Source organism: Lelliottia sp. 489 (assembly GCF_050435885.1).
GTDB lineage: Bacteria > Pseudomonadota > Gammaproteobacteria > Enterobacterales > Enterobacteriaceae > Enterobacter > Enterobacter nimipressuralis.
Genome location: NZ_JBNDLC010000003.1, coordinates 204,816 through 218,920, shown reverse-complemented (window position 1 = coordinate 218,920; position 14,105 = coordinate 204,816). Strand labels below are relative to the sequence as shown.

The 14,105-nt window shown below is 55.5% G+C and carries 12 protein-coding genes; 8 read left to right on the top strand and 4 right to left on the bottom strand.

Going from position 1 to position 14,105, the window contains the following annotated elements; genetic code table 11:
- Nucleotides 1–59: 59 nt before the first annotated feature.
- The 4 genes from ABIE11_RS12285 to queF form a co-directional block, all read right to left on the bottom strand.
- A complete protein-coding gene (locus ABIE11_RS12285) occupies nucleotides 60–1,427 on the bottom strand; it encodes an L-serine ammonia-lyase (protein WP_102104661.1) in 1,368 nt (455 codons plus the stop codon).
- 61 nt (nucleotides 1,428–1,488) lie between these two features.
- Nucleotides 1,489–2,778, bottom strand: a complete 1,290-nt coding sequence (locus tag ABIE11_RS12280) for an HAAAP family serine/threonine permease (RefSeq protein WP_100779106.1) — start codon at nucleotides 2,776–2,778, stop codon at nucleotides 1,489–1,491.
- A gap of 509 nt (nucleotides 2,779–3,287) precedes the next feature.
- Complete coding sequence (gene ppnN / locus ABIE11_RS12275) at nucleotides 3,288–4,652, bottom strand: nucleotide 5'-monophosphate nucleosidase PpnN (protein WP_100779107.1); 1,365 nt, start codon at nucleotides 4,650–4,652, stop codon at nucleotides 3,288–3,290.
- Between the two features lie 109 nt (nucleotides 4,653–4,761).
- Nucleotides 4,762–5,604, bottom strand: coding sequence for an NADPH-dependent 7-cyano-7-deazaguanine reductase QueF (queF, locus tag ABIE11_RS12270; protein ID WP_429184591.1), 843 nt, complete (start codon nucleotides 5,602–5,604; stop codon nucleotides 4,762–4,764).
- Between the two features lie 69 nt (nucleotides 5,605–5,673).
- On the opposite strand from queF, the gene syd reads away from it, so the two are divergent.
- The 8 genes from syd to ABIE11_RS12230 all read left to right on the top strand — a co-directional run bounded on the left by syd (nucleotide 5,674) and on the right by ABIE11_RS12230 (nucleotide 14,091).
- A complete protein-coding gene (gene syd / locus ABIE11_RS12265; protein WP_429184590.1) occupies nucleotides 5,674–6,219 on the top strand; it encodes a SecY-interacting protein in 546 nt (181 codons plus the stop codon).
- 630 nt (nucleotides 6,220–6,849) lie between these two features.
- Complete coding sequence (locus ABIE11_RS12260) at nucleotides 6,850–7,179, top strand: YqcC family protein (protein WP_100780825.1); 330 nt, start codon at nucleotides 6,850–6,852, stop codon at nucleotides 7,177–7,179.
- Nucleotides 7,176–7,955 (top strand): tRNA pseudouridine(65) synthase TruC, encoded by a 780-nt coding sequence (gene truC / locus ABIE11_RS12255; protein WP_231275102.1) that lies wholly within the window; start codon nucleotides 7,176–7,178, stop codon nucleotides 7,953–7,955. Before ABIE11_RS12260 ends, truC begins: the two co-directional genes overlap by 4 nt.
- Nucleotides 7,956–7,976: 21 nt before the next feature.
- Nucleotides 7,977–8,426 (top strand): flavodoxin, encoded by a 450-nt coding sequence (locus tag ABIE11_RS12250; protein WP_429184589.1) that lies wholly within the window; start codon nucleotides 7,977–7,979, stop codon nucleotides 8,424–8,426.
- 387 nt (nucleotides 8,427–8,813) lie between these two features.
- The gene (gene gudP / locus ABIE11_RS12245) at nucleotides 8,814–10,169 is read left to right on the top strand and encodes a galactarate/glucarate/glycerate transporter GudP (protein WP_429184588.1); all 1,356 of its coding nucleotides are present in this window, start codon (nucleotides 8,814–8,816) and stop codon (nucleotides 10,167–10,169) included.
- Nucleotides 10,169–11,509 (top strand): enolase C-terminal domain-like protein, encoded by a 1,341-nt coding sequence (locus ABIE11_RS12240; protein ID WP_429184713.1) that lies wholly within the window; start codon nucleotides 10,169–10,171, stop codon nucleotides 11,507–11,509. The genes gudP and ABIE11_RS12240 overlap by 1 nt, the downstream gene beginning before the upstream one ends.
- A gap of 16 nt (nucleotides 11,510–11,525) precedes the next feature.
- The gene (gene gudD, locus ABIE11_RS12235; RefSeq protein ID WP_429184587.1) at nucleotides 11,526–12,863 is read left to right on the top strand and encodes a glucarate dehydratase; all 1,338 of its coding nucleotides are present in this window, start codon (nucleotides 11,526–11,528) and stop codon (nucleotides 12,861–12,863) included.
- 88 nt (nucleotides 12,864–12,951) lie between these two features.
- Nucleotides 12,952–14,091 (top strand): glycerate kinase, encoded by a 1,140-nt coding sequence (locus ABIE11_RS12230; protein WP_429184586.1) that lies wholly within the window; start codon nucleotides 12,952–12,954, stop codon nucleotides 14,089–14,091.
- The last annotated feature ends 14 nt before the right edge of the window (nucleotides 14,092–14,105 follow it).

The following is a 14,105-nucleotide window of genomic DNA, read 5'->3' as shown; positions in this document are numbered from 1 at the left end:
TGAAACTACGAGAGGCGTGGGAATTGGGAAGGCGCCTCGCAAAAGCGAGGCGCACAGGTTTAATCGCAGGTCACGATTTTCATGGCCAACCCGCCGCGAGAGGTTTCGCGGTATTTGGCATTCATATCTTTGCCGGTCTCGTACATGGTTTCGATAACCTTATCGAGGCAAACGCGCGGCTCACTGGTACGGCGCAGGGCCATACGCGCGGCGTTCACCGCTTTAACGGAGGCAATCGCGTTACGCTCAATGCACGGTACCTGCACCTGACCAGCAACCGGGTCACAGGTCAGTCCGAGGTTGTGCTCCATGCCGATTTCCGCCGCGATACAGACCTGCGTTGGGCTACCGCCCAGCAGTTCCGTCAGACCCGCTGCCGCCATGGAACAAGCCACGCCGACTTCGCCCTGGCAGCCCACTTCAGCGCCAGAGATCGAGGCATTCATCTTATACAGTGAGCCAATCGCGCTGGTGACGAGCAGATAGCGCGCCAGCGAGTTAGCGTTCACTTCACGGATAAACTTATCGTAGTACGCCAGCACCGCCGGAACGATACCGCACGCGCCGTTAGTCGGTGCGGTAACCACACGCCCGCCTGCGGCGTTTTCTTCGTTAACTGCCAGCGCGAACATGTTGATCCAGTCAACGACCGCCATCGGGTCGGTGGTGGTTTTATCAGTGCTCACTAACATACGACGCAACGCCGCAGCACGACGCGGTACGCGCAGTTTGCCCGGCAGCACGCCTTCGGTGGTGATGCCGCGCTCGATACCGCCGCGCATCACATCCCAGACGTTTTTGAAGTGCTGTTCCAGCTCTTCTTTGCTGTGCAACGCCAGCTCATTTTTCATCATCAGACCAGAAAGTGACAAGCCGCTTTCCTGACAATGACGCTGTAAATCCGCCGCATTTTTGTACGGGTAAGGTACCTCAACGGAAGAGTTGCTGGCCTGACCAAAGTGGTCTTCGTCGACGATAAAACCGCCGCCGATGGAGTAATAGGTTTGGCTGTAAATCGCCTTTTCGCCTGCCAGCGCGGTAATACGCATACCGTTCTCGTGCAGGGAGAGGTTGTCGGCATGGAAGTTCATGCACTTATCAACCGGGAACTCGACTTCATGGTCACCGTTTGCCAGCAGCAGGCGGCCATGAGTATTCACGTCCTGAATGAATCCAGGAATTGCGTCAATATCAACGGTATCCGGCAGATTCCCCGCCAGGCCCATAATAATGGCGATGTCAGTATGGTGGCCTTTACCCGTCAGAGACAGGGAGCCGTAAACATCGACAACCACGCGTGTGACGTCGTGCAGAATGCCGCGTGAAATCAAGTCATCCGTGAATTGTTTACCGGCTTTCATTGGCCCGACAGTATGAGAGCTGGAAGGTCCAATACCGATTTTGAAGATATCGAATACGCTAATCATGATGCGTCCCTTGCTATCAGTCAGAGGAGGAGTGCGCCGTCCGAAGACGGCGCACGAGGTATTAGCTGAACAGAGAGAAGAAAATCGCGGAGATGGCAATCAGACCCATAATCACAACGAAGACGTTGCTGATGTGGCCGCTGTATTTACGCATTGCCGGGACTTTCTGAATCGCGTACATCGGCATCAGGAACAGAATCATCGCGATGATTGGACCGCCCAGGGTTTCGATCATGCCGAGGATGCTCGGGTTCATGGTCGCCACAGCCCAGGTCGTCAACAGCATGAACAGTGCAGTGATTTTGTTCAGTTTGTTAACTTCAATGCTTTTGCCTTTACCGCGCAGGGATTTGATCACCATACCGTTAAAGCCTTCACGTGCGCCAAGGTAGTGGCCGAGGAAGGATTTGGTGATAGCGATAATCGCGATGATTGGCGCCATCCAGGCAATCAGCGGTGCGTTAAAGTGGTTAGCCAGGTAAGACAGAATCGAGATGTTCTGTGCTTTCGCTGCTGCCAGATCCGCCGGGGAGAGGCTCAGTACGCAGCTGAACACGAAGAACATTACGGTAATAACCATCATGATGTGAGCGCGAGCCAGGATGCTGGAGCACTTCTTCTCTGCGCCCTGACCGTACTCTTCACGTTTCGCCACAGCGAAAGAGGAGATGATCGGGGAGTGGTTGAAGGAGAAGACCATCACCGGAATCGCCAGCCACAGAGTCATCAACAGGCCGTTACCGGTTGCCGATGCGCTGCTCAGGGAGAGGGTTTCCAGCGCTGCACCGTTCCACTGTGGAACCAGGTAGAAAGCCAGCACCATCAGGGCAATCACGAACGGGAACACCAGAACGCTCATCGCTTTAACGATCATCTGCTCGCCGAAACGAACGATGGTCATCATACCCACGATCAGGATCAGAGACAGAATAGCGCGCGGTGGCGGCGTCATGTGCAGCTGGTGCGTCATGAAGCTTTCAACGGTGTTGGTAATCGCCACGCTGTAAACCAGCAGAATCGGGTAAATCGCGAAGAAGTAAAGCAGGGTAATCAGTTTACCTGCGCCAACGCCGAAGTGCTCTTCAACAACTTCAGTGATGTCTTCGCCTGGGTTTTTACCGGACAGCACAAAACGGGTCAGGCCGCGGTGTGCAAAGTAAGTCATTGGGAAGGCAATGATAGCCATGATGATCAGCGGAATCAGACCGCCAACGCCTGCGTTGATCGGCAGGAACAAGACACCAGCGCCGATTGCTGTACCGTACAGGCCCAGCATCCACATGGTGTCCGTTTTGCGCCATCCACTTCGGGATTCTGTCGAAGCAATGGTGCTGGTTTGAGTGGTTTCCATCTATTTCTCCTGGAGGAAGCAATTAGTCAGGCTTTTTAGTCAATTCCGATGAAAAAGGGCCCGACGGTAATATGAAATTCGTTCAATGACGGTTTTTTTATAATTTTTGCCCGTAACTATTGGCGGGCGGAAAGATACATTTAAGTAATGAATGTATCAGTGATCCTGATCCCAAATGCAATAATCCACTTTTGAAGTGGGCATATTTAGACCAAAAAACTGTTAATAAAACGTCAAAGCGGATTTACGGGCGCGAAGGCTACCATTAACGACATACGGCGTGAAAGATCGGACAGCGAGATACGTGGCTTCCGCTGTAAAGATGGCGATTTTTAGTTTTTTCTTGCAGGTAATTTGGATTAAGGCTGATAAATCACGGTTTGAAAATCAAGGTAATCGTTTGCGTTCGAGTCGGAAATGTAAATAAGATAAGTAATGCCTATGTTTTATCAGAAGAAATGAAAAAGCCGGGCAGTGCCCGGCTTAAATTGAGTGAAAGCAACTGACGGTCAGGCGCAAATCTCATAACAGGGGATATAGGCCGAGCCGGGCAGCTTCATACGGTGCTGGGCGACAAAGCCCTGCAGCAGATCGTCCATGCGGCGCATCATCTGGCTGTCGCCGTGGATTTTGTACGGACCGTACTCTTCGATGGCGCGAATGCCTACCTCTTTTACGTTACCGGCCACGATGCCGGAGAACGCACGACGCAGATCCGCGGCCAGCACTTCAACGGGCTGATCCGGATACAGTTTCAGGTTTGCCATATTCTCGTGGGACGGTTCGAACGGCTTCTGAAGGTCTGGCGCGATACGAATCGACCAGTTAAAGCTGTACGCATCGCCCGTATCACGGCGGTTCTCTTTGACCAGCGGCATCGCCTTTTTCATCTGACGCGCCACTTCTGCCGCATCGTCAATGATAATGCGGTAGTGGCTACGCGCCGCTTCGCCCAGGGTGTGAACGATAAACTCGTCCAGCACGCGGAAGTAATCAGCACTCTCTTTTGGCCCGGTCAGGATCAGCGGCAAGACCTGATTTTTATTCGCCGGATTCATCAGAATACCCAGCAGATAAAGCAGCTCTTCCGCCGTTCCGACGCCGCCCGGGAAGATAATGATCCCGTGTGCGATACGTACGAAGGCTTCGAGACGTTTTTCGATATCCGGCATGATGATCAGCTCATTCACCAGCGGGTTCGGTGGCTCGGCCGCGATAATGGAAGGCTCCGTCATACCAATGAAACGGCCTTCTTTATAGCGCTGCTGCGCGTGGCCGACCGCTGCGCCTTTCATTGGCGCTTCCATCGCGCCAGGACCACAGCCGGTGCAGATATTCAGTTCGCGCAGGCCGAGCTGGGTGCCTACGCGGCGTGCGTAGAGATATTCAGTTTCGTTAATAGAGTGGCCGCCCCAGCAGACAACCATGTTAGGCGCCTCGCCTACGTGCAGGGCGCGAGCATTACGCAGAATGGAAAAGACCAGGTTGGTCATGTGTGCCGAGCTTTCCAGATTAAGGTGCTGGAAGCGCCCGGCATTGTGAATTTGTCCGTTAACAAACAGGATGTCGCGCAACACGGCGAACAGGTTGGCCTGCAGAGAGCGAATGATCCGCCCATCAACAAAGGCCTCTTCCGGCGGATTTATCACTTCAAGCTTCACGCCACGCTCGCGGCGCAACACGTTGATATCAAAGCTTTCAAAGCGAGACAGCAACTCTTTACTGTTATCTGTCAGACTTCCGGAGTTCAGAACGGCAAGTGAACAGTTGCGAAACAGTTGATACAGGTCACTGCTGGCCGTGCGTTTAAGCATGTCCACTTCCAGCTGCGACAACATATCCATTGAGCCAAGCGGGCTAATATGTGTAATCAAGTGAGCTCCTTACGGGATAAAGATCTTCTTTCCCTGTTGATTACAATAGCCCTGGCTTATGACGTTTCACAACCTTAGACGCGGAATACAGCCCGCATATTTCACAAATTTACTGACGAACCAGGCGTCCGGTGGCCGGAACAAAGTCGGTATTGGTGCGCCACGGGTTAATGTCCAGCCCGCCGCGACGGGTGTAACGGGCGTACACGCTCAGTTTCTCCGGCTGGCAGAAGCGCTGGATATCATTGAAGATGCGCTCGACGCACTGCTCGTGAAACTCGTTGTGATGGCGGAACGACACAAGATAACGCAGCAGTTTTTCACGGTCAATTTTCGGGCCGCGATACTGAATTTGCACTGAGCCCCAGTCAGGCTGGTGGGTGATCAGACAGTTGGATTTCAGCAGGTGGCTGACCAGCGTCTCTTCAACGACTTTTTCGCCCGCCGCGTTTTGCAGATAATCGGTGCTGAATTCGTAGCTCTCAATTTCGATCTCCTGATCGTCAATGCAGGTGCCGTGGAAATGCGCCACCGGCTGACCCTCCAGCTCATTCAGACGATACAGCGCCACGGTCACGTCACCCTGCGCGCAGGCACTCAGATCGCGCGCCAGCGTGCGCTGCACGTCCTCCCAGGAGTCAAAACGTGTCTGGTTAAAGCTGTTGAGATAGAGCTTAAAGCTTTTGGACTCCACCAGATTTATGCTGGCGTAATCCAGCTCAACGTGGCCCACGGCGACCTGCGGCAAACCGCGCGCGTTGAGCCAGGAGAGCTCGTAAAGCGTCCAGATATCACCGCCGACAAACGGCAGTGCATCCGCGGACAGGCCAAGCGGATCGCGGTTCAGACTGCGTGGAACGCCCTGTAGCAGGGTGGCGTCGTAGGTATCGCGGTAATCAGTGGTTTTGCCCAGCGTTAAGCCTGATAACGCCTGATGATTTTCGTAAGACATGTTTCATTGTCACTTTGCAGGTAAACTATAGGCACAAGTTTATCCTGTCTTAGGTGAAGAGAGAAATCGGTGGATATTGTGACTGCAAATGCCCTGACGGCGTTCACTGCGCGCTACTGCGATGCATGGCATCAACAGCATGACACATGGCCGCAAAGTGAAGAGTTATACGGCGTGCCGTCCCCGTGCATTATTACGACGCTCGACGATAAAATCATCTGGCAGCCACAGCCCTTCACGGAACAGCAGAATGTAAATGCGGTTGAGCGCGCCATGGACATTGTGGTACAACCAGCCGTTCATGCGTTTTACACCACACAGTTTGCCGGGGATATGCGCGCCCGTTTCGGCAATGAAACGATGACGCTGCTACAGACCTGGAGCGAAGTGGATTTCCAGCGAGTTCAGAAGAACTTGATTGGACATCTGGTGACGCAAAAACGCCTGAAGCTTGCACCGACGCTGTTTATCGCGACGCTCGACAGCGAACTGGATGTGATCGCTGTTGCTAACCTGAACGGCGAAGTGATCAAAGAGACGCTCGGCACCCGCAAACGCGATGTTCTCGCCCCCTCACTTGCGGAATTCCTTAATCAGCTCGACCCCGTTTTGTAATCCGTTATGCTACAGACTTTGTGAGAGATCTCTTACAAGGCTTGTGAGAGATCGCCGTCATATAACCGCATGACGTAATCAGTTATTCATTTAATAACGATTTATTTCATATGGTTAGATTGTAAATGTCGCGTTGTCATCGCAACAGTGATAACGGTAAGCCTGATTAGGTGGGTTGTAAGACGAAGCGTAATAGGGGATTCTATATCCCGTCGACAGGATGACGACACGAGAAACGAACATCAGGATGATGACGTTACTCACACAGGACACGTCAGGATGGCGCGGCAGGAAGGCTTCAGGATTGAAGCAAAAGGATCACGCAGGATGCGTAAGGGACACCTCCAGGACGGAGAATGAGAACCGGACATGATGCCCGGTGGGTCAGGAAGGCCAGGACGTTTCAGGATGAAACATTCACATCAGGATGATGTGAGCAGGATGCGCGGTTACGGACGATCAGGCCTCACGGCCACTGGAAAAGTTGTCACGGACGAGCAGGGAGCACAAATTGTAGCTGGAATGCTGCGAAACGAACCGGGAGCACTGTTTATACAGTGCTCCCTTTTTTTATTTCTGCGCCCCGGAATGCTATGCTGCGCGCCGTTCAGTTTTTCAGTTGAGGTTTTTATGACGCATAACGACAGCGTTCGTGCGCAGTTGCACGCTATCGAAGCTCTGATGCGCCTCCATCAGCTGTGGCAGGAAACGGCGCCGCAGCAAGAGGCTTTCGCCAGTACCCAGCCATTCTGTCTGGACACCCTGGAGCCGTTTGAATGGCTGCAGTGGGTGCTCATCCCGCGCCTGCACGCGCTGCTGGATGGCGGCCATCCGCTGCCCCACGATTTTGCCATCTGCCCCTATTATGAAATGGCGCTTGATGCGCAGCACCCGGCGCGCGATATCGTGCTGATTGAACTACAACGCCTGGACACGCTGTTTTCCGGCGGCCAGGCATGACCATTGAGATCCTCTACCAGGACGAGTGGCTGGTCGCGGTCAATAAACCTTCTGGCTGGCTGGTCCACCGTAGCTGGCTGGATCGCGACGAGAAAGTTGTGGTGATGCAAACCGTGCGTGACCAGATTGGTCAGCACGTGTTTACCGTCCACCGTCTTGATAGGCCTACCTCAGGCGTCCTGTTGATGGGGCTTTCCAGCGAAGCCGGACGCCTTTTGTCTCAGCAGTTCGAACAGCATCAGATTCAAAAACGTTATCACGCCATCGTGCGCGGCTGGCTGATGGACGAAGCGACGCTTGATTATCCGCTGGTCGAAGAGCTGGATAAAATCGCAGATAAATTTGCCCGTGATGATAAAGAGCCGCAGCCAGCAGTGACAGATTATCGCGGTCTGGCGACGGTCGAAATGCCCGTTGCCACGGGTAAATTCCCGACCACGCGCTACGGGCTGGTGGAGCTTGAGCCTCATACCGGGCGCAAGCACCAGCTGCGTCGCCATCTCTCCCATCTGCGTCATCCGATCATTGGCGACAGCAAGCACGGCGATTTGCGTCAGAACCGCAGCGCCGCCGAGCATTTTGGCTGCAACCGCCTGATGCTGCACGCCAGCCAGCTCAGCCTGACCCACCCCTTCACCGGCGAACCGCTGGTGATCCGTGCGGGGCTGGATGACGTCTGGATGCAGGCGCTGTCACAGTTTGGCTGGATGGGACAACTCCCCGAAAATGAAAGGGTTGAGTTTGTGGCGAGCAACGTTCAGGATGAACAGCAATAGCGATAATGAAGGGAGTGAAGCATGGCTGAAGTAGGCATTTTTGTCGGCACAATGTACGGTAACTCGCTGCTGGTGGCCGAAGAGGCCGAGGCGATTCTGTTAAGTCAGGGTCACAAAGCGACGGTCTATGAAGATCCCACACTTTCCGACTGGGAAAAATATAAAGATCAGTACGTGCTGGTAGTGACGTCAACAACCGGGCAGGGCGATCTGCCAGACAGCATTGTTCCGCTCTTCCAGGCAATCAAAGACACGCTGGGCTATCAGCCCGATACGCGCTACGGCATTATCGCCCTCGGTGACAGCAGCTACACCCATTTCTGCGGGGGCGGTAAGCAGTTTGACGCTCTGCTGCAGGAGCAAAGCGCGAAGCGCGTGGGTGAGATGCTGCTGATCGACGCCGGTGAACACCCGGAGCCAGAAAGCGAATCTAATCCGTGGGTTGAGCAGTGGGGCGCGTTGCTCAAATAACCCTTCGCCGGGAGGCTGTTACGCCTTACCCGGCCTCAAACCTCGGCCTACAATGTAGGCCTGCGCAAGCGCAGCGCCGCCAGGTAATCTGGCTCACATTCTTCCTCATTTTCGTGAACCATCTTCCACTCCCCTGGGCTTTTGCCACAAACAACCTCCAACTCGTGCGCCAATGTTGTGTTGATGCACGGTGAGGCTGCTGCCTCCTCTTACATATACTTTTCCCGTCAGTTACCAAAAAAAGCAGTTAGAAACCATAAAACGGCTCTTATCCGTACCAGAAATGCCGTACCAAAACTGCAAAACACTAACCTCTCATTCTGATTACCCTACAGGTTATGTCGTACAGAATGAACCTGGCGCAAGCCAAGATTCAGGAGTGCAACAATGAGTACATTAAGCCAAGCGGCGAGCAGCGCTGAGAAGCGCACCAATGCTCGCTACTGGATAGTGGTGATGCTGTTTATCGTCACGTCCTTCAACTATGGCGACCGCGCCACGCTGTCGATTGCCGGCTCTGAAATGGCAAAAGACATCGGGCTTGATCCGGTCGGCATGGGATATGTCTTCTCCGCATTTTCTTGGGCCTATGTGATTGGCCAAATCCCCGGCGGCTGGCTGCTTGACCGCTTCGGTTCCAAACGCGTTTACTTCTGGTCCATCTTTATCTGGTCGATGTTTACGTTGCTGCAGGGCTTCGTCGATATCTTCAGCGGCTTCGGCATTATCGTTGCCCTCTTTACCTTACGTTTCCTGGTAGGGCTGGCAGAAGCGCCCTCCTTCCCTGGCAACAGCCGTATCGTCGCGGCCTGGTTCCCGGCGCAGGAGAGGGGCACGGCGGTGGCGATTTTTAACTCCGCCCAGTATTTCGCGACGGTCATTTTCGCGCCGATTATGGGCTGGCTGACCCACGAAGTGGGCTGGTCACACGTCTTCTTCTTTATGGGCGGACTGGGGATCGTCATCAGCTTTGTCTGGCTAAAAGTGATCCACGAACCGAATCAACATCCGGGCGTGAACAAGAAAGAGCTGGAGTACATCGCTGAAGGCGGTGCGCTGATCAACATGGATCAGAAAAATGATAAAGCCAAAGTGCCGTTCAGCCAGAAGTGGGGCCAGATCAAACAGCTGATTGGCTCGCGGATGATGATAGGCATCTACCTTGGGCAATACTGCATTAACGCCTTAACCTACTTTTTCATCACCTGGTTCCCGGTCTATCTGGTGCAGGCGCGCGGAATGTCGATTCTGAAAGCGGGCTTTGTGGCCTCGGTTCCGGCGGTGTGCGGCTTTATCGGTGGCGTGCTGGGCGGGGTGATTTCCGACTGGCTGATGCGTCGCACCGGTTCGCTGAATATCGCGCGTAAAACCCCGATTGTACTGGGCATGCTGCTCTCCATGACGATGGTGTTCTGCAACTATGTGAGTGCCGAATGGATGATTATTGGCTTTATGGCGATGGCCTTCTTTGGCAAAGGGATTGGTGCGCTGGGCTGGGCGGTGATGGCAGATACCGCGCCGAAAGAGATCAGCGGCCTGAGTGGCGGTCTGTTCAATATGTTCGGTAACATTTCCGGCATCGTTACCCCTATCGCCATCGGCTACATCGTTGGGACCACAGGCTCCTTCAATGGCGCACTGATTTACGTGGGTGTCCACGCGCTGGTGGCGGTTCTCAGCTATCTGGTGCTGGTGGGCGACATCAAACGCGTTGAGCTGAAACCGGTCGCGGGGCGTGCATGATGAATACACAGTCAAGTCCAGTCATTACCGACATGCAGGTCATTCCGGTGGCCGGTTACGACAGCATGCTGCTCAACATCGGGGGTGCCCATAACGCGTACTTTACGCGCAATATTGTGGTGCTCACGGATAACGCCGGGAATACTGGCGTCGGTGAAGCGCCTGGCGGTGAGGTGATTCTCCAGACTCTGCTGGACGCCGTTCCGGTGGTTGTCGGCCAGCAGATCGCGCGTCTGAACAAGGTGGTGCAGCAGGTACACAAAGGCAATCAGGCCGCCGATTTTGATACCTTCGGCAAAGGGGCCTGGACGTTCGAGCTGCGGGTGAATGCGGTGGCTGCGCTCGAAGCGGCGCTACTCGATCTGCTCGGCAAGGCGCTGAACGTGCCGGTGTGCGAACTGCTGGGGCCGGGCAAACAGCGCGATGCCGTCACCGTGCTCGGGTATCTGTTCTACGTGGGCGATCGCAAGAAAACCGATCTGCCCTATCTCTCCAGCACGCCGGGCAATCATGACTGGTATCACCTGCGTCATCAGGAAGCGCTAACCAGCGAGGCGGTGGTTCGCTTAGCCGAGGCGGCACAGGATCGCTACGGCTTTAAGGATTTCAAACTCAAGGGCGGCGTCCTGCCTGGCGAGCAGGAGATCGACAGCGCCCGAGCCCTGAAAAAACGTTTCCCGGATGCGCGAATCACCGTTGACCCTAACGGTGCCTGGCGACTGGACGAGGCGATTTCGCTCTGCAAAGGGCTTAACGACGTGCTCACTTACGCGGAAGATCCGTGCGGGGCCGAGCAGGGTTTCTCCGGTCGCGAAGTGATGGCGGAATTTCGCCGCGCGACAGGGCTGCCGGTGGCAACCAATATGATCGCCACGAACTGGCGCGAAATGGGCCACGCGGTGATGCTCAATTCCGTGGACATTCCGCTGGCAGACCCGCACTTCTGGACGCTCTCCGGGGCGGTGCGTGTCGCGCAGTTGTGCGACGACTGGGGCCTGACCTGGGGCTGTCACTCGAATAACCATTTCGATATCTCACTGGCGATGTTTACGCATGTGGGGGCCGCGGCTCCCGGCACACCCACGGCTATCGATACGCACTGGATCTGGCAGGAGGGCGACGCGCGCCTGACCAAAAATCCGCTGGAGATAAAAGACGGCAAGATTGCCGTCCCGGATGCGCCGGGGCTGGGCGTGGAGCTGGACTGGGATCAGATCCACAAGGCCCACGAACTGTATAAGACACTGCCAGGTGGCGCGCGCAACGACGCAGGCCCAATGCAGTATCTCGTTCCCGGCTGGACATTTGACCGCAAACGCCCGGCGTTTGGTCGTCACTAATTAAAAGGATTGCACCATGACCACTTTCTCTACACCTGTCGTCACTGCCATGCAGATTGTTCCCGTCGCGGGCCACGACAGCATGCTGATGAACCTGAGCGGCGCCCATGCTCCGTTCTTTACCCGCAACATTGTGATTATCAAAGATAACTCTGGCCACACGGGCGTGGGCGAAATTCCAGGCGGCGAGAAGATCCGCAAAACCCTGGAAGAGGCGATCCCGCTGGTGGTGGGCAAAACCCTGGGCGAGTACAAAAATGTCTTAAACGCCGTGCGCGCTACTTTTGCTGACCGCGATGCGGGAGGCCGTGGGCTGCAAACCTTCGATCTGCGTACTACCATTCACGTGGTGACGGGGATCGAAGCCGCGATGCTGGATCTGCTTGGGCAGCATTTAGGGGTTAACGTGGCGTCGCTGCTGGGGGAAGGGCAGCAGCGCAGTGAAGTCGAAATGCTCGGCTATCTGTTCTTCGTCGGCGATCGCAAACTCACGCCTTTGGCGTACCAGAGCCAGCCGGACGAAAAATGCGACTGGTATCGCCTTCGTCACGATGAAGCCATGACGCCGGAGGCGGTGGTACGCCTGGCGGAAGCCGCTTACGAAAAATACGGTTTTAACGATTTCAAACTGAAAGGCGGCGTGCTGGCGGGCGAAGAAGAGGCCGAGTCGATTGTCGCGCTGGCGAAACGCTTCCCGCAGGCGCGCGTAACGCTGGATCCGAACGGGGCCTGGTCGCTTAATGAAGCGATCGGCATCGGCAAACAGCTGAAAGGCGTACTGGCGTATGCAGAAGATCCGTGCGGTGCGGAGCAGGGCTTCTCCGGACGTGAGGTGATGGCCGAGTTCCGTCGCGCGACTGGGCTGCCAACGGCGACTAATATGATCGCCACCGACTGGCGTCAGATGGGCCATACGCTGTCGCTGCAGTCGGTTGATATTCCACTGGCGGACCCGCACTTCTGGACAATGCAAGGCTCCGTGCGCGTGGCGCAGATGTGCCATGAGTTCGGGCTGACCTGGGGCTCGCACTCCAACAACCACTTTGATATTTCACTGGCAATGTTCACCCATGTGGCCGCCGCCGCGCCGGGCAACATTACGGCGATTGATACTCACTGGATCTGGCAGGAGGGCAATCAGCGCCTGACCAAACAGCCGTTCGAAATTAAAGGCGGAATGGTGCAAGTGCCGACCACGCCGGGTCTGGGCGTAGAGCTGGATATGGATCAACTGATGAAAGCGCACGAACTGTATCAGAAGCATGGCCTGGGCGCGCGCGACGACGCGATGGCGATGCAGTATCTCATCCCGGACTGGACGTTTAACAACAAGCAACCGTGCATGGTGCGCTAAGTGTGAATGCCGGTTCCTGCGGGAGTCGGCATTTTTGTTTTCAGCGCGGGTGTATGCTCAATCCAGTCAACAGGCGTAAGGATGGCTTATGAAAATAGTAATCGCACCGGACTCGTACAAGGAGAGTTTGAGTGCTCTTGAGGTGGCGACGGCAATCGAGCAGGGATTTCGCGAGATTCTCCCCGACGCGCACTACGTCAAACTGCCCGTTGCCGACGGCGGCGAAGGGACGGTGGAGGCGATGGTCGCAGCCACACAGGGCGGTATTATCAAGGTGCGGGTCACGGGCCCCTTAGGCGAAAACGTGGAAGGGTTCTACGGGTTATCCGGCGACGAGCAGAGCGCATTCATCGAAATGGCGGCGGCGAGCGGCCTGGAGATGGTGGCGCCTTCCTCACGCAATCCGTTGAAAACCACCTCCTGGGGGACAGGCGAACTGATTCGCCACGCCCTTGATGCAGGCGTTAAACACATCATCATCGGTATCGGCGGCAGCGCCACCAACGACGGCGGAGCCGGAATGGTGCAGGCACTCGGTGCGAAGCTGCTGGATGCTGAAGATAATCCTATTGGCATGGGTGGCGGCGAGCTTGAGAAGCTGGCGCGGATTGATATCAGCGAGCTGGATACCCGCCTGGCTAACTGTCGTATTGAAGTGGCCTGCGACGTAACCAATCCACTGACGGGCAAAGAAGGGGCATCGGCGGTATTTGGCCCGCAAAAAGGGGCGACGCCGGAGATGATCGCCCGGCTCGATGATTCTCTGGCCCATTACGCGAAAATTATCGCCCGCGACCTGGATATCGACGTCCTCAATCTGGAAGGTGGCGGGGCGGCTGGCGGGATGGGCGCAGCGCTGTATGCGTTTTGCGGCGCAGAGTTGCGTCAGGGCATTGAGATTGTCACCGATGCGCTGCATCTGGATAACCACGTCGCCGATGCAGACCTGGTGATCACCGGCGAAGGACGCATCGACAGCCAGACGATCCATGGCAAAGTTCCCGTCGGCGTGGCGAAAGTCGCCAAACGTTATAACAAGCCGGTTATTGGAATTGCGGGCAGCCTGACGGCGGATGTCGGCGTGGTGCATGAGCACGGTATCGACGCGGTATTTAGCGTGATTTACACCGTCTGTACGCTGGAAGAGGCGCTGAAAAATGCAGAAGAGAATGTGCGGATGGCAGCGCGGAATATTGCTGCAGTGTTGAAAATGGGCAAGAGCGCGTAGTTTTTCCTTGCCCT